This window comes from Natrialba hulunbeirensis JCM 10989, from assembly GCF_000337575.1.
Lineage (GTDB): Archaea > Halobacteriota > Halobacteria > Halobacteriales > Natrialbaceae > Natrialba > Natrialba hulunbeirensis.
This window is the reverse complement of sequence record NZ_AOIM01000007.1, coordinates 43,428-68,556: the sequence shown is the minus strand read 5'-3', so window position 1 is coordinate 68,556 and position 25,129 is coordinate 43,428. Positions and strand designations below refer to the sequence as shown.

The 25,129-nt window shown below is 61.5% G+C and carries 21 protein-coding genes; 12 read left to right on the top strand and 9 right to left on the bottom strand.

Features of this window, described 5'->3' with window-relative positions; all coding sequences use genetic code 11:
• Positions 1–55: 55 nt before the first annotated feature.
• A complete protein-coding gene (locus tag C483_RS01115; RefSeq protein WP_006651507.1) occupies positions 56–538 on the bottom strand; it encodes a VOC family protein in 483 nt (160 codons plus the stop codon).
• 210 nt (positions 539–748) lie between these two features.
• Between C483_RS01115 and C483_RS01110 the strand changes: the two genes are divergently transcribed.
• From C483_RS01110 to C483_RS01090, 5 genes are all read left to right on the top strand, one after another.
• Entirely contained in the window at positions 749–1,117 is a 369-nt protein-coding gene (locus C483_RS01110; RefSeq protein WP_006651506.1) for a methylglyoxal synthase, read from the top strand.
• Between the two features lie 175 nt (positions 1,118–1,292).
• On the top strand, positions 1,293–3,089 hold the full coding sequence (locus tag C483_RS01105) for a cation:proton antiporter (RefSeq protein WP_006651505.1): 1,797 nt from the start codon (positions 1,293–1,295) through the stop codon (positions 3,087–3,089).
• Positions 3,082–4,740, top strand: coding sequence for a cation:proton antiporter (locus C483_RS01100; protein WP_006651504.1), 1,659 nt, complete (start codon positions 3,082–3,084; stop codon positions 4,738–4,740). Before C483_RS01105 ends, C483_RS01100 begins: the two co-directional genes overlap by 8 nt.
• Before the next feature lie 138 nt (positions 4,741–4,878).
• Complete coding sequence (locus tag C483_RS01095) at positions 4,879–6,612, top strand: cation:proton antiporter (protein ID WP_006651503.1); 1,734 nt, start codon at positions 4,879–4,881, stop codon at positions 6,610–6,612.
• Positions 6,599–8,284, top strand: a complete 1,686-nt coding sequence (locus C483_RS01090) for a cation:proton antiporter (RefSeq protein ID WP_006651502.1) — start codon at positions 6,599–6,601, stop codon at positions 8,282–8,284. The genes C483_RS01095 and C483_RS01090 overlap by 14 nt, the downstream gene beginning before the upstream one ends.
• A 101-nt stretch (positions 8,285–8,385) precedes the next feature.
• Here the strand turns inward: C483_RS01090 and C483_RS01085 are convergent, their stop codons facing one another.
• The 5 genes from C483_RS01085 to C483_RS01065 all read right to left on the bottom strand — a co-directional run bounded on the left by C483_RS01085 (position 8,386) and on the right by C483_RS01065 (position 13,961).
• A complete protein-coding gene (locus tag C483_RS01085; RefSeq protein WP_049912364.1) occupies positions 8,386–10,104 on the bottom strand; it encodes a cation:proton antiporter in 1,719 nt (572 codons plus the stop codon).
• Positions 10,097–11,950: a cation:proton antiporter gene (locus tag C483_RS01080; protein ID WP_006651500.1), complete on the bottom strand. Its 1,854-nt coding sequence runs from the start codon at positions 11,948–11,950 to the stop codon at positions 10,097–10,099. Before C483_RS01080 ends, C483_RS01085 begins: the two co-directional genes overlap by 8 nt.
• A gap of 230 nt (positions 11,951–12,180) precedes the next feature.
• Entirely contained in the window at positions 12,181–12,612 is a 432-nt protein-coding gene (locus C483_RS01075; RefSeq protein WP_006651499.1) for a hypothetical protein, read from the bottom strand.
• A gap of 130 nt (positions 12,613–12,742) precedes the next feature.
• On the bottom strand, positions 12,743–13,201 hold the full coding sequence (locus tag C483_RS01070) for a DUF2240 family protein (protein WP_006651498.1): 459 nt from the start codon (positions 13,199–13,201) through the stop codon (positions 12,743–12,745).
• Positions 13,202–13,310: 109 nt separating this feature from the next.
• Positions 13,311–13,961, bottom strand: a complete 651-nt coding sequence (locus tag C483_RS01065) for a reverse transcriptase-like protein (protein ID WP_006651497.1) — start codon at positions 13,959–13,961, stop codon at positions 13,311–13,313.
• Positions 13,962–14,156: 195 nt separating this feature from the next.
• Here C483_RS01065 and C483_RS01060 point away from each other — a divergent pair, with 195 nt between their 5' ends.
• The 7 genes from C483_RS01060 (at position 14,157) to C483_RS01030 (ending at position 22,448) form a co-directional block, all read left to right on the top strand.
• The gene (locus C483_RS01060; RefSeq protein WP_006651496.1) at positions 14,157–15,713 is read left to right on the top strand and encodes an ABC transporter substrate-binding protein; all 1,557 of its coding nucleotides are present in this window, start codon (positions 14,157–14,159) and stop codon (positions 15,711–15,713) included.
• A 260-nt stretch (positions 15,714–15,973) separates the two neighbouring features.
• Positions 15,974–16,963 (top strand): ABC transporter permease, encoded by a 990-nt coding sequence (locus tag C483_RS01055; RefSeq protein WP_006651495.1) that lies wholly within the window; start codon positions 15,974–15,976, stop codon positions 16,961–16,963.
• Entirely contained in the window at positions 16,960–17,970 is a 1,011-nt protein-coding gene (locus tag C483_RS01050) for an ABC transporter permease (RefSeq protein WP_006651494.1), read from the top strand. Before C483_RS01055 ends, C483_RS01050 begins: the two co-directional genes overlap by 4 nt.
• Before the next feature lies 1 nt (position 17,971).
• Positions 17,972–19,261 carry an ABC transporter ATP-binding protein gene (locus C483_RS01045; RefSeq protein ID WP_006651493.1) on the top strand — a complete coding sequence of 430 codons (1,290 nt, stop codon included), beginning with the start codon at positions 17,972–17,974 and terminating at the stop codon, positions 19,259–19,261.
• Complete coding sequence (locus C483_RS01040) at positions 19,258–20,721, top strand: oligopeptide/dipeptide ABC transporter ATP-binding protein (RefSeq protein ID WP_006651492.1); 1,464 nt, start codon at positions 19,258–19,260, stop codon at positions 20,719–20,721. Before C483_RS01045 ends, C483_RS01040 begins: the two co-directional genes overlap by 4 nt.
• A gap of 202 nt (positions 20,722–20,923) precedes the next feature.
• A complete protein-coding gene (locus C483_RS01035; protein WP_193787493.1) occupies positions 20,924–21,301 on the top strand; it encodes a DUF7344 domain-containing protein in 378 nt (125 codons plus the stop codon).
• 208 nt (positions 21,302–21,509) lie between these two features.
• Complete coding sequence (locus C483_RS01030) at positions 21,510–22,448, top strand: DMT family transporter (RefSeq protein ID WP_006651490.1); 939 nt, start codon at positions 21,510–21,512, stop codon at positions 22,446–22,448.
• A gap of 11 nt (positions 22,449–22,459) precedes the next feature.
• Here the strand turns inward: C483_RS01030 and C483_RS01025 are convergent, their stop codons facing one another.
• The 3 genes from C483_RS01025 to C483_RS01015 form a co-directional block, all read right to left on the bottom strand.
• Positions 22,460–23,728, bottom strand: coding sequence for an RNA-guided endonuclease InsQ/TnpB family protein (locus C483_RS01025; protein WP_006651489.1), 1,269 nt, complete (start codon positions 23,726–23,728; stop codon positions 22,460–22,462).
• A 287-nt stretch (positions 23,729–24,015) separates the two neighbouring features.
• Positions 24,016–24,549: a DUF7437 domain-containing protein gene (locus C483_RS01020; RefSeq protein WP_006651488.1), complete on the bottom strand. Its 534-nt coding sequence runs from the start codon at positions 24,547–24,549 to the stop codon at positions 24,016–24,018.
• A gap of 83 nt (positions 24,550–24,632) precedes the next feature.
• On the bottom strand, positions 24,633–25,019 hold the full coding sequence (locus C483_RS01015; RefSeq protein ID WP_152419808.1) for a hypothetical protein: 387 nt from the start codon (positions 25,017–25,019) through the stop codon (positions 24,633–24,635).
• Positions 25,020–25,129: the final 110 nt, after the last annotated feature.

Genomic DNA, 25,129 nt, shown 5'->3' with positions numbered 1-25,129 from the left:
GGCTGTCGCTGCCTTTGGTGATCGAGAGGCGGCTACCGGCCACGGTCGTCGCTGCTCAGGACTCGAGTACCTCGACGAGATTCCCCTCCGGATCGCGCAGGAACAGAATCGTCGTCCCGCTTTCGGTCGTCCGGGGCTCGCTCAGTGTCGTGACCTCGTCGTCGAGGGTCGCGTAGAACGAGTCGAGGTCGTCGACCTGGAGGCCGATGTGTGTCGCGCCGGGCTGGTTGAGCCCCGCGGCTGGTGCGTCGCGAGCGGCGGGATCGAACGAGACGAGTTCGATGCGGGAGCCGTGGCCGTGTTCGCCTTCGAGGTGGACGAACGTGCCGCTCGCGTCCGCGACGTCGATGGCAGCGGCGAGTTCGTCGCCGGCGACGCTGAACTCGTCGACGACCGAGAGGCCGAGCACGTCGCGGTAGAACGGGAGGACGGTGTCGAGGTCATCAACGGTGATGCCGACGTGGTGGGTTTCGGGCTGGGAGGACGGCGCATCGGCTGGGGTCGATGGTGACGATGACGATGGTGATGGACCAGGCATAGCGAAAGCCGGACAGTCCGTGCGGAAAAACGTTCGCCTCCGTCGTTGCCGTTCCCGCGTTCGACGCACGCGGGTCTATCACATTACGTCGAGCCAGTCACAGCTACCCGAATCAGTCACATCAGTCACACCTACCCAGATCAATCACAGCTACCCGGACCGCTCACATGCGAGTGGTCGACTTACCCGTCAAGCGGTCGACTACCCCGCATGGGCCGCATCGCACTGATCGCTCACGACGAGAAGAAACCCACACTGATCGAGTTCGCCACCCGCTACGAGTCAACGCTCACTGACTGCGACCTCGTCGCGACCGGGACGACCGGCAAACGACTCCAGGAGGAGACCGACCTCGAAGTCGAACGCAAGGAGTCCGGCCCCTACGGCGGCGACCTGATGATCGGTGCCGAAGTCGCCGCAGGCGAACTCGACGGCATCGTCTTCCTCCGTGATCCGCTTCGCGCCCAGCCACACGAACCCGACATCTCGGCACTGCTGCGAATCTGCGACGTCCACGACGTTGCCCTCGCGACCAACCTCTCCTCGGCGGAGTTGCTGGTCGAGGGGTTACTCGAGTAGCCACAGGCTGACTGACAAACCGGGTGTATCGGCGCATGCGTGCAGCGCGAACGCTTTTCCGATGGGACGAGGTAGCTGGGAGCGACAGAGGCTGTTTCAGGTGCTCGGCCGTCGTAACCGTCGTGGGAGTCGGCGTCCTCCGATCGCACTCGTCAGCTACTGCTAGCTCTCGATCATGTCGCTCGGTGGAATCGCACTCGCAACGGACTTCGCGTTGCTCATCGTCGCTGCCGCCGTTCTCAGCTACGCAGCCAGGCTAACTGGCCAGCCGACGATCGTCGCGTACATCCTGACTGGCGTCGTCGTCGGGCCGATCGGACTCGGCATCGTCGGCGAGGACCAACTCATCGAGATCCTCTCCGAACTCGGGCTTGGCTTCCTGCTGTTCTTGCTCGGGATCGAGATGCGATTCGACGACATCAAGGAGATCATGCGCCCCGTCGGCGTGATTGCCGTCGGGCAAGCAGTGTTGCAGGCGATCGCCTCGACTGCAGTCGCACTCGCCCTCGGGTTCACACTCTTTCAATCGCTGATGCTCGCACTCGCCACCACGTTCGGCGCGACGCCGATCATCGTCAAGGTGCTCGGCGACAAGGGCGACCTCAAGACGCTGTACGGGAAGGCAGACGTCGGCATCCTCATTTTTCAGGACATCTACCTCGTGCTGGCGCTCGCCATCCTCACCGTCGGCACCGTCGACGACACCGCCGAGATTGCCACGAGCATCGGCCGGGTGCTCATCCTGATGATCGCCATTGGCCTCGTCGCCTACGCCGCCAGCAAGTACGTCCTCCCGTCCCTGCTGCGGGCGAGCGCGGCGAACAAGAGCACGCTGTTCACCGTCGGCATCGCCTGGGCGTTCGTCTTCATCTTCGCCGCGGAGGCACTCGAGTTATCGGTCGAACTGGGCGCGTTCATCGCGGGCCTCTCGCTGGCACAGCTGCCCTACAGCACGGAGCTCAAAGAGCGGATGCGGCCGGCGACGAACTTCTTCATCGCGGTCTTCTTCGCGAGCATCGCGTTGCAGATGGAGCGCGGCCAGTTGCTCGCCTACTGGCAGGAGGCACTACTCGCCTGTGCGGCCTTGCTCGTGATCAACTTCGGCATCGTCTTCGGGCTGTTCTACAGCCAGCGCTTCGACATCGAAACGTCGTTCCTCGGCACCATCTCGATGTTGCAGGTGAGCGAGTTCTCCGTCGTCCTCGGAGCGCTCGCGGTCAACGAGGGATTCGTCGAGGAAGGGATTCTCGGCTTCCTCAGCCTGATGGCGCTGGTGACGATGCCGATTTCGACGTACTACGTGCGGTACAACCGGGAGATCTTCGCGCGAATCGAGCCATACCTCTCGCGGTTCGAGCGCGAGGATACCATCGAAGCCGATCCCGTGGAGTACGAGGACCACGCCGTCATCGTCGGTTACAATCGGTTTACCGCAGAGATCGCGACGCTACTCGAGGACGCCGTCGAGGACGTGGTCATCGTCGAGGACGGTGCGGAGTACGTCGAGGAACTTGCCGAAGGCGACCACGAGTTCATCTTCGGGAACGCCAGACACGGCGAGATCAGACAGGAGGCGAACGTCGCCGAGGCGGACGTGCTCGTGAGCGTCGCCACGCGGGACGACGTCAACCGGCGGCTGGTCGAGGAGACGCCCGAGACGATCTCGATCGTACGAACGACCACCGAAGCGTCGGCCCAGCGGCTTCGCGACCACGGCGCAGACTATGTCGTCGAGACCGCTGGGCTCGTCGGCACTGAACTCGCCGAGTTGCTCGCAACGTTCGACGACCGCGAGGCGTTCGACCAGCGGCTGGCAGAACTGTCGGAGCGAGCGCGAAGCGAGACGCTGCGGGCGAACGAGTCAGTCGATCCGGCGTCGACCAGTCGCGACGGCAGCCGGGGTCGAACCCACCACCGCGACGACGAACGGGATCGACGAAACGACGAAAACGGGGGTGAGACCGATGTATGACGTTCTGTTCGCGCTGACGCTCATCTTCGGCATCGCGGCCGTGCTCCTTGTCGTCGCCGCACAGCGATCGTTGCCGGTGATTCCGTTCTACCTGTTCGCCGGCGTCCTCGTCGGCGTCGTCATCGACGAGTCGCAGTTGCTCGACCTCGCCCAGTGGGGCGTCGCCTTCCTCGTGTTCCTGTTCGGAATCCACGTCGATCTCGGTGCCGTCCGCTCGACGGGGAGAATCAGCGTCGCCGTCAGCATCCTTCAGGTCGCGGTCGTCGGCGGTCTGGCCGTCGGTGCGGGACTCGTGTTCGGCCTCGACGCGACCAACGCCGTTTACCTCGGCGTCGCCGCCGCACTGAGTTCGTCGCTCGTCGCGACCAGTTATCTCGACAGCGCAGCCGACACCCGGCCGACGTACGCCAGACTCGCCGAGTCGATCCACTTCACCGAGGACGTACTTGGCGTGCTCATCGTGCTCTCGCTGAGCGCGTTCGTCTACGCGGCGACGCCAGCCGTCGAACAGTTCGCCGCCGCTGGCGGCATTCTCGCGCTCGCGCTCATCATCCGGTACGCTGTCTTCCACCGGCTGACGGCCCGCCTTCGGGGCGACTCGGAAGTGATGATGCTCGTCGGCATCGCGTTCGTCGTCGGCTTCATCGCCCTCGCCGAGGCGGCAACCCTCTCGATCGTCGTCGGCGCGTTTGCTGCCGGCATCGCTGTTGCTGACGACTACCCACACTCACTCGAACTCGTAGACACCGTCGACGACCTCGAGGACTTCTTCTCACCGATCTTCTTCGTCACACTCGGCGCGTTGCTGACGCTCCCGGGACTCGAGTCGATCGGCTACACGCTCGTCCTCCTGGTCGCCATCGTCATCCTCAACCCGCTGCTCGCCGCTGCGTTGCTCCTGCGGGCCGGCTTCGACGGTCGCACGGCCGTGCTGACCGGCCTCACGCTCGACCAGGTGAGTATCTTCAGCCTCTTCATCGCGATCGAGGCGCTGGCGGCGGAGCAGATCGCCGCCCCCGTCTTCGAGGCGATCGTCCTCACCGCCGCGATTACGATGCTTCTGGCGACGTACACCGGCCGCCACGCCGAGTCGATCAACCGCTGGCTCCGCGAGCGCGGCGTCGTCAGCGCGCTCGGCGAATCGGTCGGGAACCGAACGTCGGTCGCCGACGACCTCTCGGATCACATCATCGTCGTCGACTTCGAACACGGCGGGCGCGAACTGGTGGACTCGAGTACGGCCCACGAACGAGAGCGACCGCTGCTCGTCATCGAGGACAATCCGGCGCTGTACGACGAAATCCGGGAGGCCTGCGAGAACTACGTCTACGGCGACGTGTTGAACGAGCAGGTCTGGAAACAGGCTCGGCTCGAGGAGGCTGCGCTCGTCGTTGCGCTCACACCGCGGCAGGCACGGGCCAAAGCGGTGGCCGGACTCGAGACGGACGTGCCGCGCATCGTCCGCGTCGACACGACTGAACAGGCGGCCGAGTGTAGCGAGCGCGGGGCGAGCGGCGTGATCTATCCGGACGTGCTCGCGGCCGAACGGGTCGGCGACGATCTCGTGGCGTTTCTCGAAGGGGAGATTTCGCGTGAGGAGTTCGTTGAGCGAGGCCATGATCGAGAGCGAGCCGAGATGGGATCGGAGTAGGGGACAAGTGGGACACTGTCGGAGTGGGAGGACACGGCCATCCTGCAAAATTTGCCAAGAATGGCGGAAGGGCCAGTGACAACGGACAACAACGCATAAAGGTCGGATACACGAAAGCCCATCCGAGCTGGATTTTTGATGAGTGAAATCGCCCTCGCTGCCGACTTTGCGATTATTGTAGTGACGGCGACGACGATCGGTGTCATCGCCCGACAGTTTGGGCAGCCGACGATCATCGCGTACATTCTAACCGGGCTCATTCTCGGCCCCGTGATGTTCGACATCGTCACCGAGGAGGGACTCGTCGAACTCATGGCCGAACTCGGGCTTGGCTTTCTACTGTTCTTGCTCGGGATGAAGATGCGCTTCGACGACATTCGGGAGATCTTACGCCCGATCGTCAACATCGCCGTCTGGCAAACGATCCTCCAGACGGCACTCGCACTCGGCGTCGCCTGGGCGCTCGGGTTCGATCCGACCGAAATCGTCATCATCGCGCTGGCGACCGTCTTCGGCGCGACGCCGATCATCGTCAAGATTCTCACCGACAAGGACGAGATCACCTCGCTCCCGGGCAAAATCGACGTTGGCGTCCTCATCGTCCAGGACATCTATCTCGTCGTCGTGCTCGCACTGCTCGGCGCAGACGAACTCGGTAGTGCGAGTGAAATCACAACGACGCTCGGCGTCATCGCCGTCATGATGACCTTTATCGGTGTTTTCTCCATTGCCTCCTCGCGCTATCTCCTCCCGCGACTGTTCCGGCGCATCGCGGACAACAAGGACGTCTTCCTCATCGTCGCCATCGCATGGGCGTTCCTCTTCATCGCGATTTCCGAATACTTCGACCTCTCGCTCGAAGTCGGCGCGTTCCTCGCCGGCATCAGCATCGCACAGCTTCCCTACAGCAAGGAACTCGAGGACCGGATCACGCCGATCACGGACTTCTTCATCCTCGTCTTCTTCGCGAGTATTGGCCTGCAGCTCGCGGCGGACGATCTGACCGCCTACTGGCTCGAAGCGATCGTCGCCTCCGCAATCCTGATGGTCGGCAACTTCTGGATCATGTTCTACCTGATCGACCGCGAGGGCTTCAGCGTCGAAACGTCGTTCCTCGGCTCGATCAACATGGTCCAGGTCAGCGAGTTCTCGCTGGTTGTCGGCGCGCTCGCAGTCACGCAGGACTTCATCGAAACCGACGTACTCGGCTACCTCAGCCTGATGGCGCTGCTAACGATGAGCCTCTCGACGTACATCATCAGCTACAACCACACCATCTACGACAGCGTCCAGCCCTGGTTCGAACGGTTCGAGTCCGAAGACAAGGACGACGTCGAACTCGAGTCCCACTCGGATCACGTCATCGCGATCGGCTACGACGAAATCACTGAACGCGTGCTGCCGAGACTCGAAGACGAGTACGGCGATGTCGTCATCATCGACCGGCAAACGGATCACATCGAAGCGCTGGAAGCGGAGGGCCAGTACGACTCCATTTACGGCGACTTCCGCCACGGCGAGATCCGCAAGGAGGCGAACCTCAAGGACGCTGCCTTCGTTTTGAGTTCGACCGTCCAGCCCGAGGTGAACAAGGCGCTACTCGAGGAGGCCCCGGACGACGCGACGGTCTTCGTCGAGGCGGAGCGAATCGACGACGCGCGCGAACTCTACGACCGGGGTGCAGCCTACGTCATCATGAGTACGTACCTGACTGCAGAACGGCTGAGCGAGTACATCGAACAGTACGTCACTGACCGGGAGGCGTTCGAGCGGTCAATCGCGGACGACATCATCCGTATCGAACGCGGAGACGGGGCACAGTCTGCACCGTCGGACCCGTCTCGCCAGCAGGGAGGTGATGACGATGACTGATCTGATCACCTCGCTCGCGATCGTGTTCATCGCGGCCGGCTTGTTCTTGCTGATTGCGAATCAGCTATCGCTGTCGCCGGTACCGTTCTACCTGCTCGCGGGGTTCGTCATCGGGGCCGGCGAACTCGTCGCTCAGGACCAGTTGATCGAACTCGCACAGTGGGGAATCGCGTTCCTCGTGTTCACGTTCGGGTACCGGTTCGATTTCAGCTCGGTGCAGGCGGTGCTTCGGGACGCAGAAACGGCTGCTGGCACGCAACTGATCGTCGTGGGGCCGATCGCGTTCGTCGTCGCCACGCTGTTCGGCTTCGGCACCGAGAACGCCGTCTACTTCGCGATCGCGGCGACGCTCAGTTCGACGATCGTCGGCACCGAGGTGCTCGAACAGGAGATCCGGAACAACCTCGTCCACGGTCGGCTCGCCTCCTCGGTGCACTTCTTCGACGACCTGCTCGCGATCGGCCTGATCGTCGTCCTCTCTGCGGACCAGTACACGACGACGCTCGTCACCTCCCAGATCGGCTTCGCCGTCCTCCTGTTGCTCGCCTCGATGCTCGTCTATCGCCACGGCTTCCCGCTGCTCGTGCACCTCGCCGGCGACTCCGACGAACTCGTCATGATGGGGAGCATCTCCATTCTCATCGCCTTCATCGCCGGTGCCGAACTCGCGGGTCTCTCGATCGTCGTTGGCGCGTTCGCCGCCGGCATCGCGATCCGCAGCGACGACGTCTCCTCGCTCGGTGTCCGCAACGGTATCGCCTCCATCCGTGACTTCTTCGTCGCCATCTTCTTCGTCACGCTCGGCTCGCTCGTCACGATTCCGAGCTTCGACGTGTTCGTCATCGGGGCCACGCTCACCGCGCTCGTCCTCTTCGTCAACCCGCTCGTGATGACGCTCGCGTTCGTCTTCGAGGGGTACGACGTCCGAACCGCGTTCCTCTCGAGTTCGAGTCTCAATCAGGTGAGCGAGCTCTCGCTCGTCATCGCGATCGAGGCGCTGTTACTCGGGGCCATCTCTGAGACGCTGTTCGAGGGAATCATCCTCGCTGCGGCGGCGACGATGATCCTGACGTCGGTCGCCAGACGATACGAGGAACCGGTCTATCGGTCGATCGTCGAACGAGTCGTCGCGGGCCGCCAGACCAGAAAGATCGACGACCGAAGCGATGTCTCCGAGGGGCTGACCGACCACATCGTCGTCGTCGGGTACGGGCGACAGGGACGGCGACTCGTCGAAACCTGCGAGCGACGCGACATCGACTACGTCGTCATCGAGAACGACCCCGTCCTCTGGGACGATATTCAAACGGAGTGTCGCAACTACGTCTTCGGGGACGCGCTATCTGTCTATCCCTGGGAGAAGGCGGCCATCGAAGACGCCTCGCTCGTGGTCTCGACTGTCGATCACAGTCTCGTCTCCGAGGCGGTCCTCGATATCGACACCGATGCCGACGTAATCCTCCGCGCCGGCACCTCTGTTGCGGCGCGTGAATTGCTCGACGGCGCGACCTACGTGAGCGTCCCCAACGTGCTCGCCGGCGATCAACTGGACGAGATTGTCGACGCCATCGAAGCCGACGATATTGACTCCGATACAGTTAGACAACAGCACCTCGAGATGTTCGAGACACTCGAGCGCTACGGATTCGCGAGTCGCAACGAACGCATCTGAACAGACGAAGACAGAATCCGAATCCGGCGGCAGGTCCGACATCCGAACCTTGCTGTGGTTTCGATAGAAGGGATGTCGCTATCGATACAGTCCCGTTACTGTTACTGGAGGTGGTGCTGAATCACGTCTGCACGCAACGCCAAATCCGCCTGCCGTTCTTCGCGAAGGTCCGCAGCGGTCAGGTCGCCCTCGAGGAGCGCCTCGATGTGCTCGGCGAGTTGCTGGCCAGCGAGCAGTTCCGAGACGCTGACGTAGAGGGCACCGGACTCAAGCAGGGTCCGCGCCTCCGACTGGTCGGTCGCTCGCAACACGATGTCGGCGTCGAAATTGTAGGAGAGCAGCCGTCTGGAGACGGGCTTTGACGCGACCGTCGAGAGGACGATCCGGGCGTCCTCGACGTTCGCTTTCTCCCAGGTGTAGCTCTCCATTGCATCGCCGACGACCACGGCGTCAGACTCCGCCGCGACCGTCTCCCGGCGTGCCGGATCGTTCTCCACGACGACGTACGGCTGGTCGAGGTCGTCACAGGTCTGGGCCAGTCGCTTCCCCTGGCGACCGTAGCCGACGATGATGACGTGATCGGAGAGATTATCCGGGACGTCGCTCCACGCGTCAATTTTGCCGTGTGCACTCGGGAGCAGCCCACGGTTCACGAGCGCGCGGTAGAGCTGTTCGTCGTAGCGTTGGCTCAGACTCGAGGTGACCATCGTCACCGCAGCGGCGAGGATGATCGCGTCGAACAGCGTCTCAGAGATTTGCCCCAGCAACAGCGCCTGTATTGCGATGATCAGCGCGAACTCGCTGACCTGATCGATGCTGAGGGCGGTAAGCGTCGCCGTTCGTCGCTCGTAGCCTCTGAAGAGCAAGACTGCCGTCGTGATCGCCGGCTTCACGACCGCCGTCAGCACGACGATCCCACCCGCGACGAGGAGTTTGCCGACGGATTCGTCCCAGGCGGCTTCGACGAACGGGAACGTGATGAGCGCACCGACCGTCACGAAGAAGATCGCGACGAAGAAATCACGGACCGACTCGAGTCCGTTGAACAGGCCGAGATACTCGATTGGATCGTGTCGGATCGCGAGACCGGCGGCGAACGCACCGACGATGATCGAGATGTCGGCAGACTGGGCTGCGCCGACGAACGCCGCGAGCAGCGAGACGACGCCGAGAATCATGAGTTCGTCCGAGTCGCCGGCGAGTCGGCCGATGGCGTCGAACAGATACCGGTTGACGAGGAAGGCGGCTGCGATCAGCGCGAGACCGTATCCGACGGCCATCGCGACCGGACCAGCCCCGACCGTTCCTGTGCCGAGTCCGGTTCCGAGGATCAACACGAGCAGGATTGCGAACAGATCCTGAACGAACTGGATCGAGTTCGAAAGCCGACCGCGGACGAGGCGTGACTGAATGTCCGTTTGTACCAGCCCACGTCCGACGATCGTCGACGAGAGCGCCGCCGCAATGCCGACGTAGATCCCCTCACTGGGCGTAACACCGAGTGCAACGCTCAGTGCGTACCCGACTGAACCGACGACGAAGATCTGGGCAAGCGCGGCGAGTTCACTGTCCCAGATCACCGAGCGGACAGCGGAGATATCGATACCGACACCGAAGGAAAAGACGAGCAACGCGATACCGTACTGGGCGATTTCGAGAGTGAGCTCGTCAGCGATACCGAACGCATCCAGCCCGAAGCCGGCGGCGATGCCCGCGAGGATGAAAAACGGCACCGTCGGCAGATCGTACCGATTGGCCACGAGCAAGAACGGCCCGGTGACGATGAACATAATCGAGACGGCGGTGAGCAGGTCACTCATCGAGACCACCTCCATTGCCACTGCCACTTCCACTGCCACTGCCATTGCTATCGTCAGTTCCAGGACCAGCACCAAGTCCAGCACCAGTACCAGTCCCAGTCCCAGTGCCACCACCAGGCCCCGGGAACGACCCAGTGCTATCTAGCAACTCGATATCCGACTCGAGTGCCGCCTCGAGTTCGTCGTCACTGCCCTCCTTGAGGTACGTCTCCAGATACTCTCCAAGTCTGTCGGCCGCGAGATATGGGGTCATGAGCACACAGTGAACACCGCTTTCGTAGAGCAGACGCGCGTCTTCGAGTCGCTCGGCTTCGACGAGGACAGTCGCCTCCTCGTCGACCGACTCGAGTAGCACCGAGTTTACCGCCGGATCGACCGACGACGAGAGAACGAAGTCGGCCTTCGAGACGGCGACATCCTTCCGAATCGTCGCGTTGCGGAAGTCGCCGTAGACGGCGTCGTATCCTTCTGCCTCGAGCGTCTCGATGTGTTCGACCGTTCGGTCGATGACGACGACGTCATCGTAGTGGGCCGCGAGCAATGGGAGCGCGTTTTGGGTCACCTCGTCGTAGCCGACGACGACCGCATGATCGCGATACTCCTGTTTGCCGCCCTCGAAGTCGCCTTCGCTCGTAAACCGCGTGATCGTCGGCTCGAAGCGTTCGAATAGCTGGTGGCTGAACTCGATGAGGTACACGGAAACGGCCATCGTGAAGATCGCCAGCAGCGTCATGAAGCCGAGGATTTCGGGCTCGATGAAGCCACCCTCGACAGCGACGGCGGCGACAATGATCCCGAACTCGCTGACCTGGATCATGTTAATGCTGCCGAGGAACGTCGTCTCGGAGCCAAAGCCCTGCCAGTCGAGTAGCGAGAAGAAGATGAGGAACTTCACGGGCATCAACACCAGCGCGGCGATGGCTGCCTCCGGAGCGTACTCAAAGAGCTGTGCCGCCTCGAGGTCGATCGCGACCGAGACGAAGAAGACCATGACGAACAGGTCCGTCAGCGGGTTGACCCGGTCCTGTAACTCCTTGCTGTACGGAAGCTGTGCGATGGCCACGCCGGCCATGAACGCCCCCATCTCGATCGAGAGGTACGCTGTGATCCCGAACAGGGGCTCGAGAAAGAGGTTGATGTTGTCGGAGACGAACACGAACAGGAACGCCCACGCAATGGCGACGAGGAAGAAAATCTCCTCGTTGTCGGCAATCCGGCGGAAGACGACCGGTAAGACCGTTCGCGAGGAGACGAGCGCCGCAATCGTCACGAGCGCAACGAGGACGAGCACGACGGCGAGGGTCGTCGCAACCTCGGCGAGGCTGTCCGGCTGTCCAGCCGCGAGGACGGCCAGAATAATGACGACGACGACGTCCTGCACGAGCAAGACACCGACGTCGAGCTTCCCGTGGAGCGAGGTCGCCTCGTCCTTGTCCGTGAGCATCTTGATGACGACCGCGGTCGAACTGTACATCACCGCCAGACCGATCAACACCGACTCGACGAGGCCGAAGTTGAGCGCGAACGCGATGCCTGCGCCCACGAGGAAGACCGCGATCATCTGCGGGATCGAGATTTTGACGATCGACGAGAGGACGTGACGGATTTCCTCGAGTCGCATCTTGATCCCGAGCAAGAACAGCAAGAACGCGAGTCCGAGCTCGGAGAGCAGTTCAGTCAGTTCGCTGACCTCGACGATTCCGAGCGCCGCTGGGCCGATTACGACCCCAGCGAGAATGTAGGCGATGATCGTCGGTTGGCCCGTCTGTTTGGCGACGAATCCGGCGAGTGTCGCACTGAAAAGAATAATAGCGAGATCGACGGTAAGCGCAACCTCAGTAGCCATTCTGTTCGAACGATACGAGCGTAGGAAAGTAATAATGTCGAAAGGCGATACCGTAGTTGTCGATTTTGGGTTGGAAACGCCAGACAGTGATCTGCGCCCAACTGTTCAGAATACTTGATACTACCGGTTGCTCCAGGCGAGCATTCCCAATACGACCTCGTCCGTCCGGTTGACCCCCTCCGTCTCTATCACGACCGCCGGACCGCAGCCATCACCGGCACACTGTCCAGCTAGTCTGCCGTCTGGACGGCGCTGAGAACTGCCTGCACGACATCCGTCGCTCGCTTGACCTCTGCACCGCTCTCGACGAACACCAGCGTTCGCGGCGGCTGGGTCGCCTTCGGCCGAACGCGAAGGTCGGCCTCGGCGGCCGCCTCAGCCGCACCGTCCTGTCCAGCGGTGAACTCGAGTCGGGCGCGATCCGGCTGGACGAACACCTGGGCGAGTAGTGTGGTGTCGTCATCACCGCTCTCGCCTGCAGCAGTATCCACAGCTCTAGTCATCGTCACATCGTACGCACGCGTCCCATCCGCCGTCGGCTCGACATCCCTGTCCGCGTTCGTGACGGCGAGGTACTCGAGTCCGCCGTCTTCGCGACCGTCGAGTTCGGAGGAGAGCAGTTGTGCGATTCGGGTGCCGTCGGTGATCCGGTCCTCGACCATGAGTGAGTCTCTGGTAGCTGTTCTGGGTGTGGAGGTTAACGCTCTTTGGCTTCTGGCTTCCGGTTGCTGGGTACTGGCCACAGGATACTGACCACTGGCTTCCGGGTGCTGACTTTTGGGTAGCCGACACCTAGCTGTCTGCGTCAGGGACGAGCGCCGAACGCGCAACCGGAACAAGATCGTCGACGTCGATTCCCTCGCGACGGGCGTAGATCACTGCTGCCGTCTCGATCGTGACGCCGAGTTCGCCCTGGAGTGTGTTGATCGCCCCGACGGCCTCGTGTTTGGCCATGCCTTCGGCGACGAGCGTGTCGAGGACGCGTTCGAACGCGGAGCGCTCCGTGAGAATATCTTCGTCCGGAACGAACTCTTCTGGAATCGTCACCTCGGTGGGGTCGAACCCGGCCACGAGTTCGTTGCCATCGGGTTCGAGGAGCCCGTCCTGCGTCGCCACGTCGATCAGGCGTTTTGACTGATCGGGCGAGAACCAGTCACGGTCGAGCGAGAGCGCGACGACGAACTCGTTCTCCTCGAGTCGGTTCGTGCCGTTCTGGACGAACGGGGCGGCGACGGCGACGCGAAGGCTCATCGGAGACGACTCTCTGGAGCGGCGAAATAACGATGGCGGTTCGGCTGCGCTCGGCCTGAAGGGGTGTGCTCGGCCTGCGCGAAACTCGGTGGTGGTGGCAACGATATCGTCAGTCAGAGGCCTGACTGCCGCCGCCACCGCTGTTTCTGTTCGCGCGGGACGGTGGTGGGAACTCGGCAGGGGACGGCTCCGACCGCGGCGGCTCCGGGAGCACACAGCGGTCGGGTTCGCGGTTGACGTGCTGGTACTGCCCGGGCGCGTTCGCGAGCGGATGGGCCGGGTTCTGGTCGCTATCGATTCGGGCCGCCCGGACCTCACCAAAGCCGGTGAGCCGTGCCTGGATGCCGCGCCAGTGATACCGTGTTGCGGCTGGAATCGAGACCGGCTGAGGTGGCTTCCCATCTGGGTGGCTCGTCGCCAGGATCGTGTTGTTGACGTTGCTCGCCAGCGCGTCGTGATCGATGAGGACACCGACGGAGGCGTCCCGCGGTGCGCGTGCAGCGAGTACGTCGAGACCGAGGTGAAGTGCCCGATACTCGGCGACGTTGTTGTCCGGCGGCGTATCCGCGGTCGCAACTCTGGCGACGCGGGTGCCGTCGCGCGTTTCAATGACGGCGCCGAGCCCGCCACCCGACTGGCGGAAGGACCCATCGGTAGCGACGTAGAAGTCTCGGTGATGGGTCCGCGGGGGGTGGGCGATGTGGGGCGTCGGCGACTCGTCGAACAGGTCCCGCAGTGCGGACCGGCCGTGAGCGGCCATACTCGTGGTACGTCCTGTGTTGCACTTAAACTTGTGGCACGCCTCAGGTGGTGAATCCGTGACAGTGCCCCCTTCCAGAATGTTACGCGAAAGTGTGTGTTTGTCCGTAATACCTAGAGAAATGGGTTCCTTCCACACGAGATATGTGATGTCGTACCAGTATATATAAATAACAGCCCTTCTATGAGTCAACGTATGCAGGGTGCCAATTATTCACTCGACCGCCGGACGCTACTACAGCGTACCGGTGCAGCGACGAGTATTGCTGGTCTTGCAGCAATTGCAGGCTGTATCGACGACTCGAACGGCGATGGCGACGACGAGTTCGTCGTCACGCAGGGTGAGTTCGCGACGACGGTCGACCCGAACGACCACAACGACTCGCCGACGTACAACGTCCTGGACCAGGTGTACGAGCCGCTCTGGGACATCACACCCGACGGCGAACTCGAGCCACGAGTCGTCACGGAGTGGGACCACCCCGACGACAACACGATGGAACTGACGGTTCGCGACGACGTCGTGTTCCACGAGGGACAGGAGATGACCGCCTCGGACGTCGCGTATACGATCAACCGTGCCGTCGACGAGGATGTCGGGATTGTCAGCGAACAGGCCGACCGCTACCCCGGCGTCACCGGCGCTGAAGCCGAGGACGACACGACCGTGCTCGTCGAGCACGAGTCGGTGGCGTCGCTGGTCGAGTTCAACCTCGCCACCGTCGCGACTGTCGTCAGCGAGGAGTGGATGGAAGACCAGGATCAGCCCGCAAACGAGGAACTGAACGGTACCGGGCCGTACCAGGTCGAAGAGTACACGCCGGATCAGGACATCATTTACACGACGTTCGACGACTACTGGGGCGATGTCCCCGATATCGACCGCGTCCGCTACCGTGCAGCCAGCGAGGCGAGCACGCGAGTCTCCGAACTCGAGACGGGCGAGAGCGACCTGATTGTCAACGTTCCGCCGACGGACACCGCGAGCATCGACGAGGCCGACGATGCCGATATTCGGTCGGTCGTCAGCCTCCGGAACATCTTCCTGGTCATGCCGAACGACGACGAACCGTTCGACAGTCAGGAGTTCCGCCAGGCGATGAACTACGCGGTCGACGTCGATTCCATCATCGACAACGTGCTCGACGGCTTCGGTGAACCGAGCACGCAGCCCGTTCCGGAGGGAATCTTCGGCTACAACGACGACCTCGATCCGTACCCACACGACCCCGATGAGGCCGAGGCACTCATCGAAGAGAGCGGCTACGCGGGCGCTGAAATCACGCTCGAGTCGCCCGAAGGCCGGTACCTCAACGACACCGAAGTTGCAGAGACGGCAGCCCAGCAGATCGACGAACTCGACAACGTCTCCTGTAATTTCCAGATTACCGACTTCGAGAGCCTCACCGAGTCCTCGCTCGACGGCGATCCGTCGACATCGCCGGACTTCTTCCTCATCGGTTGGGGGAACCCGACGTACGACGGCGACTACGGCCTTACCCCATGGTTCGTCGAGGGGCAGGCGTCGTACAACTTCATGGACGACGACATCGAGGAGATGATCCTCGAGAGCCAGAGCACCGACGACCCAGACGAGCGCGAAGAGCTCCTCCAGGAGATCAACGCAGAGCTCTACGAGGCAGCGCCGTGGGTCTTCCTGCACCGCGAGGAGAGTATCTACGGCATCCGCTCTGACGTCGACTGGGAGCCACGTGCCGACGAGAGCATCTTCCTGGACGAGATGCAACGATAGACAAGCGAGCGGCAGGACACGAACACCACTCGCCACTCATCACCTGTCGACCGTCACTGACTACTCGCTGCCCGCAACACGCGGTGCCTGCTGGGGAGGCAGGTTCCGCGGCTTCGGGTAGCGAACCGATGACCGGTGATCAGAACAACACGAAGTGGCGAACCGACACCCACGTCGGACCAATGCCAACACACGCACAGTACACCTATCAACACCAACGGCCGATCCGTCTTCGCACAATTCGAACGCATACATAGTCGATGTCTCTTGCCAAATTCCTTATTAAACGAACACTACAGGGTATCTTCGTCGTCTGGGGAGTGGTCACGATCACGTTCGGGCTTCGGGCTATCGCACCTGGTGACCCCGTCGACCTGATCGTGGATCCGGCGACGTCCCCCGAAATCCGTCAACAGGTTCGCGAGGATATGGGGCTCGACCAGCCGCTGCTCATCCAGTACCTCGAGTACCTCCAAGGCATCCTGGTCGGCGATCTCGGATTCTCGTACCAGTCTCGCCGCGACGTAACGACCATGGTTATCGAACGAGTGCCGGCGACACTCGAGTTAGCGATCGCTGCAACGATCGTCGCGATCGTCATCGCGATCCCACTTGGCGTGATTAGCGCAACGAAGCGACACCAGCCGTCGGATTACGGCGCAACGATGTTCTCGCTGGTTGGGATCAGTACGCCGAACTTCTGGCTGGGGATCATGTTGATTCTCGTCCTGTCGGTGCAGTTCGGTCTGTTCCCGGTGAGCGAGCGGCCGGTTGGCTTCGTCGAAGCCGTGACCGTGCTCGTGACGACTGGCTACTTCAACGACCTAATCACCTGGTTCCGTCACATGACGCTGCCCGCACTCACGCTTGGAACGTACTTTACGGCCCTTATTACGCGACTCACGCGCAGTGGTATGGTCGACGAACTCGGGAAGCCGTACGTGACGGCGACCGAAGCGAAGGGACTTCCGAGCGTGCTGATCAGATACAAGCACGTCCTACGGAATACGATGATCCCGATCATCACAGTGCTCGGCCTCCAGCTCGGGACGCTTATCGGTGGCGCGGTCATCACCGAGTGGGTTTTCGACTGGCCGGGACTCGGAACGAGGCTGATCAACGCCCTCTATGCCGGTGACTGGCCGGTTATTCAGGGCGTGCTCATCTTCATCGGGATCGGGTTCGTCGTGATCAACATCGTGGTCGACTCGCTGTACGCCTACCTCAACCCGCGGGTGGTCGAGGAATGATTTCAGATCGTCTCAAATCGAGTTTGAAGCGGGAGTTCGACCAGAGCCTGATGGCGAAGCTCGGACTTGCGATCGCGCTCGTCATTATTCTGGTCGCGACCTTCGCACCGATACTCGCAACACACCATCCGGGCCAGACCGGTCACTTCGACGAGGAAGGCAGTTCCTACCCACCGATCGGATTCGACTACCAGACCCACGCCTGGGAGGACGGCGACGACGGCCGTGAGCGCGTCCCGCACACGGTCGATTCAACGTCTGAGCACGTGCTCGGGACGAACAACCTCGGACAGGACGTCTACTCGCGAATGCTGTTCGGTGCGCGGACATCGCTGTTAGTCGGGTTAATCGGAACCGGCCTGGCGGCGGCCTTTGGCGTGCCGTTCGGGCTGGTTGCGGGCTACTTCGGCGGGCGGACGGACGACTCCATGATGCGGGTCGCCGACATCATGCTCGCGTTCCCGTCGCTCGTCCTCGCGATCGCCCTCATCGGCGTGTTCGGCAGAAGTGTCCAACACATACCGGACCCGATCGTTATGGCCGGATTCGCCGACGGGATGCCCGAATACGCGGTGCTTCCCGGGACCGTCACACTCGTCGTTGCACTCGTCAACTGGGTGTGGTTCGCCCGCGTCGCTCGCGGTGAAGCGCTCGCGATACGCAACGAAGAGTACGTGAAAGCCGCACGAAGCCTCGGTGCGAGCAACTGGACCGTGCTTCGCAAGCACGTCCTGCCGAACAGTCTCACGCCGATCATCGTGCTCGCGACGATCCAGGTCGCCGCGATCATCCTCCTCGAGAGTTCGCTGTCGTATCTCGGCTTCTCCGGGACGACGCTCTCGTGGGGGTACGAGATCAGCCAGGGCCAGGACTACCTCCGAACTGCCTGGTGGATCTCGACGATCCCCGGCATCGCGATCGTGCTCGCCGTAGTCAGTATCAACCTACTCGGCGACTGGCTCCGGGACGCCCTCGACCCGAACATCGAGGGAGAGGGAGGTGTCTAACATGACTGAGGATATTATCCGCGTCGAAGGACTCTCGACTCGCTTCTTTACGGAACAGGGACAGGTAAACGCCGTCGACGACCTTGATTTCCGCATCGAACGCGGCGAGGTCTTCGGCATCGTCGGCGAGAGTGGGAGCGGGAAGAGCGTGACCGCCCGCTCGCTTATGGACCTCATCGAGTCGCCCGGCCGAATCACGGACGGGCGAATCTGGTTCAACGACGCCGAACTTGCCGACCACATCGCCGAAGACAACGAAGAAGCCGTCGACGGCGACTTCGTCGATCTGCTCTCGATCACCGAACAGGAGCGAACGGCACTCCGGGGAACCTCCTTCAGCATGATCTTCCAGGACCCCGAGAGTAGCTTCAACCCCAGTCTGACGGTCGGCGAACAGCTCGCCGAAGCCGTCGAAGTCCAGCAACGCGCCAGCGCGAACCCGCGTTCAACGAAGGCCAAGACAGAGACGGCCGACTACTCCTTTAGCAACTACCTGCTCTCGACGATGCTTCCCTCCCAGCGGTTCGTCACCGACGAAAGCCGGGAGCGAGCGATCGAGCTACTCGAGTTAGTCGGCATTCCGGACCCCGTCGAGCGCGCCGACGAGTATCCACACGAGTACTCGGGTGGGATGCTCCAGCGGGCGATGATCGCCCAGGCGCTTGCGGGTGAGCCGGACGTACTCGTCGCCGACGAGCCGACGACGGCACTCGACGTGACGATTCAGGCCCAGATCCTCGACCTGCTCGACGAGTTACAGGAGGAGACGGGGATGACGATCCTGCTGATCACGCACAATCTGGGCGTCGTCGCTCGGATGTGCGACCGCGTCGGTGTGATGTACGCCGGCGAGATCGTCGAACGGGGGACACTCGAGGACGTCTTCGACGACCACGTCCACCCCTACACGGAGGGGCTGCTCGGCTCGATCCCGGACCTCGAGAGTGCTGGCGGCCGACTCCAGCCGATTGGCGGGAACGTGCCGAGCCTGCTCGATCACGAAATGGGTGACCGGTGTCACTTCGCCGACCGGTGTCCGAAGGCGATGGATCAGTGTCTCGAGCATCCACCCGAGTACGCTGCAGCCGGCAGTGACGACCACACCGTCCGGTGTGTACTCGCAGAGCGGTCCTACGACGAGCAGGACGCGCTTCCAGCAGGGTACTTCGATGACACCGAACGGCCGGCAGGGGATAAACACGAAACGCCCGACCAGTCTGCGGGTGAGCCGCCGGAAGGGCGGACACAGCCACAGACGACGGTCGAGGAATCCGGAGGTGAGTCACGATGAGTTCTGATGAGCAACACGAACACGCAGCCGAGACTGCCGGGACGGAGTCAGGAATGAACGCTGCCGGCTCAGGGGCCGAGGCAGACACGACGCCCGGAACGGTAGCCGACAGTGACGCCCACGCAACCACGTCGGCCGTCGCGGGTGCCGAAGCACCGCTGGTCAGCGTCCAGAACCTCCAGAAGTACTTCTGGGAGAACGACTCGCTGCTCGACCGACTCCTGGGCGGCGAGCCAGTCGCCGTCCGTGCCGTCGACGGCGTGAGTTTCGACATCTACGAGGGCGAAACGCTCGGTCTCGTCGGTGAATCCGGCTGTGGGAAGTCGACCACCGGTGAAACCCTGTTGCGCCTCCAGGAGCCGACCGACGGCCGCGTCGAGTTCGGCGGTGAGAACGTCTACGAGATGGACGACGGGGCGCTCACCGACTTCCGACAGAACGCACAGGTCGTCTTCCAGGATCCCTTCTCGAGTCTCGACCCGCGGATGACGATCGGCGACATCGTCAAGCAGCCACTCGACATCCACGATGTCGGCACCACCGAAGAACGCCGTGCTCGCGTTCGAGACCTCCTCGAGCGCGTCGGCCTCTCGACCGACCAGCTCGACCGCTACCCGCACGAGTTCTCCGGTGGCCAGCGCCAGCGCATCGGCATCGCGCGTGCGCTTGCACTCGAGCCGGAGTTCCTCGTCCTCGACGAACCGACGAGCGCGCTCGACGTCTCCGTGCAGGCGCAGGTCCTGAACCTCCTCGAGGACCTGCAAAACGAGTTCGACCTCACCTACCTGCTCATCAGCCACGACCTCTCGGTGATCCGCCACATCTGTGACCGGGTTGCGGTGATGTACCTCGGTGAGATCGTCGAAATCGGCCCCGTCGAGGAGCTGTTCGACGACCCAAAACACCCCTACACGAAGGCGCTACTCGAGAGCGTCCCGCGAGCGACGACGGAGGAACGAGAGCGCGACCGGGAGACGCTCGCGGGAGACGTGCCGTCGCCGCGTAATCCGCCGAGTGGCTGTCGGTTCCGGACGCGGTGTCCGATGGTGATCCCACCGGAGGACCTGCAGATCGAACAGGAGATCTTCCGCAAGATCATGACCGCTCGAGAGCGGATCGAGAGCCGAGACATCTCACTCGAGACGGTCGGTGGCGAGCAGATCGAGTTCGAGGACGGATCGATTCCGTCCGAAGACATCCCGGCGTTCGTTGATCTGCTCCACGAGCGGTTGTTCGACGAGCCGTTGCCGGATCGACACCGTGAGGTCGTCGACGAGGCCTTCACCGAACTGGCAGACGCCGACTGGGAAGCAGCCGAGTCGATCCTTCGGATGGAGTACGAGAGCGTCTGTGAGCGCGAGAATCCGGGTCTCGGAGAGGGTGCACATCCGGTTGCCTGCCATCTCTACGGTGAGGGAGGCGCTGGCGAACACGCAGTCGATCCGGACACCTGGAGCTGAGCGCTCACACAACCGATATTCAGGGAGTGAAGAGTGTTCAGTTGCCGTGAGATGGATAATGGTATTTCCTCACACACGAGTCCCATTTTCCGGTCGAGAGTGGCTCCAGCATCGAAATTCCGAAACGGGTTCGAAATATTGAACGAGCGGACCCAATCTGTATTGGCAGTAGGTGTAATACCGTCACTAGCTTGGCACAGATATGAACCAAACCAGTGCCTCTCGGATGGAAGCGGCATGCTCACTGCTGTCAAAATCGGAGCGTCGGTATCTGCTGTATCAACTGTCGGACGGTCGCCGAGCGAATATCGACGCCCTCATCGACCAAATTGCAGCCTGGGAACTCGAGGGCGACCAGCAGGGAGACCACGACGCCATCGACGAGGAGACGCGCCAACAGGTGTATATCTCGTTGATCCACAATCATCTGCCACGACTGGCTGATTACGAGATTATCGACTACGACCTCCGAAGCGGTGACGTTGTCCTCGACGACGGCTTCGAGGACATCAAGCCGCTGCTCGAGCAGTTCAGACAGACAGAAGAACATCCCGAGCTGCGAAAGCGAGCGACGCTGTAGCGACGGTGATGGATCCGCACGTGGCCCGACGATAGCCCTCGCTGGTACGCAGTGTGGCCACCGGCCACCACGTCGCTCGAGAGGCGGCACTCGCGATGACGATCTTTCCGATTTTGTTCTCGAAAAGAGTCTGTTCCAACCCACGCTGAGACCGCAGTGACTCTCATCGAATCGTAACAGATAGTGTCACAGACCGGCGAGTATCGCTGTGAGCCGCGCCAGAAACACCGGACTCTTTCTCGCTCTCGCTGCCGCCTGGGGTACCGCATTCGTCGCCATCAGCGCCGGTCTCGACCATTTCCCGCCGGTACTGTTCGCCGCCTTGCGCTACGATATCGCCGGTATCCTGATGCTCGCCTACGCGGCCTACGCCGTCGACGACTGGTACCCGACCGGGCGTGCAGAGTGGGCCGTCGTCGCCGTCGGCGCGACGCTTTTAATCGCAGCCTACCACGCATTCCTGTTCGTCGGCCAGCAGCACACGACCGCCGCCGCAGCCGCGATTCTGGTGAGTCTCTCACCCGTCCTGACGACCGGGTTCGCCCGCCTGCTGATGCCATCCGACGCGCTCTCGGCGCTCGGCGTCGTCGGTGTCGGTCTCGGACTTATCGGCGTCGCAGTCATCTCACAGCCCGACACCGGCGACCTGTTCGCGCCAGACGTCATCGGCAAGGTGCTGGTCTTCTGTGCGGCCGCCGCGTTCGCACTCGGCAGCGTCCTCACCCGCCGCATCGACGCTGCGCTGCCGATCGAGACGATGGAAGCCTGGTCGATGCTCGGCGGCGCGCTCCTGATGCACCTCATCAGCCTTGCCCTTCGAGAACCGATCGAACCGGCAACCTGGACCGACCCGCAGGCACTCGGCGCACTCGGCTACCTCGCCGTCGTCGCGAGCGCGCTTGGCTTCCTGCTGTACTTCGATCTCCTCGAGCGACTCGGTGCCGTCGAAATCAACATGGTCTCCTACGTGGCCCCGATCTTCACGGCAATCGCCGGCTGGCTCTACCTCGGCGAGGTCGTCGACGCCACGACGCTGGTCGGCTTCCTCCTCATCGCGCTCGGGTTCGTCCTCGTCAAACGACGAGCGATTCGCGAGACGCTCGGTCGTACTCCTGAAGGGGACTCGAGTACAGGTACCGATACGTGAACTACCTCTGCCTACTCGCCAGCGGAAGCTGGCTCCTCGAGGCAGGGGCTTCCTGCTTCGACGACACGGCTTGCAGACACCGTAATTGGGTCCACAGCGGTCGCAGTCTCCACAGGCGTTGCTTTGGAGTGAACCACTCCTAGTTTCTCTAGACCACGCGACTTTACGTTCAAAGCCGCGTTCCAGTCCCTCTCCAACTCGAACCCACACGCTGGGCACGAGTGTTCTCGAACCCACAACGGCTTCTCGGTTTCTGCGCCACACTTGGCACACTCCTTCGTCGTGCCCTGAGCAGGAACTTCAACGTAGTGCGTGCCGTGCTTGTCACAGTGGTGTTCGAGAATTTTGCGGAAATCACTCCACCCCACTTCGGCTTTGTTCCGTGCGTTCCCATCACCTTCCAGCATCGACTTCACGTTCAAGTCCTCGACAAACACGGCATCGTACTTCGTCGCGTAGAAATACGCGAGTTTATGTTTGTAATCGCGCTTCTTGTTTGACATGCGAGTGTGAACTTCAGCAACTCGACGCCGTTGTTTCTCCCAGTTGTTCGACTCGTACTGTTTGCGAGAGAGCGAGCGTTGCTCGCGTTCGAGGCGGTCGCGCTCGTCGGCCAGGTCGAGTCGTCCGATGGAACGCCCTTCGGAATCGTGGATGAAGTTACGGACGCCAAGGTCGAGGCCGACGGTATCCTCTGTATCGATGTTGTCTACATCAGGTTTCACTGGTTCATCTGTACTGATGCAGAACGAGGCGTACCACGCTCCCGTAGGTTCTTTCTTCACTGTGACCTCTTTGATAGCGTCGTGCTCGGGCAAGTCACGGTGCAAGCGGATTGGGATTTCAAGCGTATCACCGCGGACTTTTTTGAGTCGGAGAATTGCTCGGTCTCGTGGGCCACTCTTCTTGTCGAGTTCGAAGCCCGATTGCCGATACGTGAAACTCCGATACTCACACGGTCCTTTCCAGTTCAACGAGCCAACATCATAGCCTTTGGATTTCAGCTTGCCAAGGTTGTTAATGTTGGTTCGGATACGTTCAACAGCTTTCTGCAACACGGTGGAATAGACCTGTTTGAGGTCAGTCCACTGTTGTTTGAGACTGGGTAAGTCGTCTCGAACTTGCCAGACGCGCTGTCTGAGCGTCCCCTTGCCTTCTGGAATTTTGTTGAATTCGTGGAGCGCGTGGTTGTAGACTTGTCGCACGATGTCACGAGTCCAGTCCAGACCCTCCCGTTGCGTGGTCGAGGGGAAGAGTCGGAATCGTGGACTGTACTCCATGCGACTTATCCTCTGCTATTCGTTACGGTTAATTAACTGTTCTGATTAGGCTCAATTGTCACTCGTGCGGGCGCTGTATCCCCGCCCTACTCGCTCACGGCTAACGCCGTTCGTTCCTTGAGGCGGGGGCTTAGCGCCCTAATATCCAACTAACTCGATATACACTCGTTGTGGAACGCGAAGCGAGACTCCTGCCTGGCGGATTGCGTTGCGAAGCCGCTGATACTTTGCTGTGTCTGGTCCACCGCAGCGAATGAACACACCTGTATCTGCAATATACGCCGTCGTCATTCGTCAGTTCGATGCTGGAGGACGACCGGTTCGAGCGCCTGGAGAATACACTCTGCTTCCACTGGAGAGAGATCCAGTTCACGGGCCATGATTCGATGGTTAACTGTTCCATCAACATATTCATGCGCGTACTCGAGAGCGGTTGCTAACCCGTCGATTCCATGGCGGTCGAGATACACATCAATATCGGTGTTTCCCTCACGGCGACCGACTGCATCGACGAGTTCGGCAGTGATCGTACGGGCTTGACCATCCGTCGTCAGTGTGATCGAGAGTGGCTCAGTTGTAAACTCGTATGGCCGCTCTTTACGGGTCTTCGTCACTAACCCGGAATCCTCGAGTTTTCTCACATAGTCGTAGGCAGTTCCCTGTGGAACCTCGAGGTCGGTAATCATATCCTCAACAGTCGCGGTATCAGTCTGAAGGACGTACGTATAGATCTGAGCGAGTGTTGGATTTTCCAGCAGATCAACAAGCGTTCGAAGTTGCTCAATTGGTGGCGTCTCGGACGGCGTCGTCGATTGGGACATCCTATTATGGATAGTGTATAATTCATAATAACGCTTCCGCTGAGCGTCTTCCTTCAACGTCGTTGCACAGCAAGGAGCGTAAATTAGCGACCGTTCGACTGACAGTGCTCGTGGCCGACGTAGAGTGCGACCAGATTACAGCCAAGCAAGAGCAGAAACATCGTCGTTTCGACCCAGGTCGAGAGGCCAGTAAACAGCAGCGGGATGTGAACGAACGGGAGGCCGATCGCAGACCAGAACGCGAGTGCGCGAATACGGAGCGAAAGCGGGTCTGAATCGCGCTGTGGCGTGGCTGTGGGACGATCAGCGGTCGGACGAGTGGTTCCGTTTGGCTGGTTCATCTGGGTGGGTGGCGTCGTGGCCCGATCCACATGGGCGGCGTTTGACTCGTGATGCGCTCGATTCGCTTGCTGGTCCGATGGCGACGACGATCCGGCAGACTGGTCAGGGCCAACAGAGGACTCAGACATCGACGATTGTCTACTGACTGGGCGAGAACCGTGATATAGAACGGCGACCGTTTCGGTACATTCGAACGCATTCGAGACAATTCAGCCGAAAGCGACCGAGAGATGAGTGC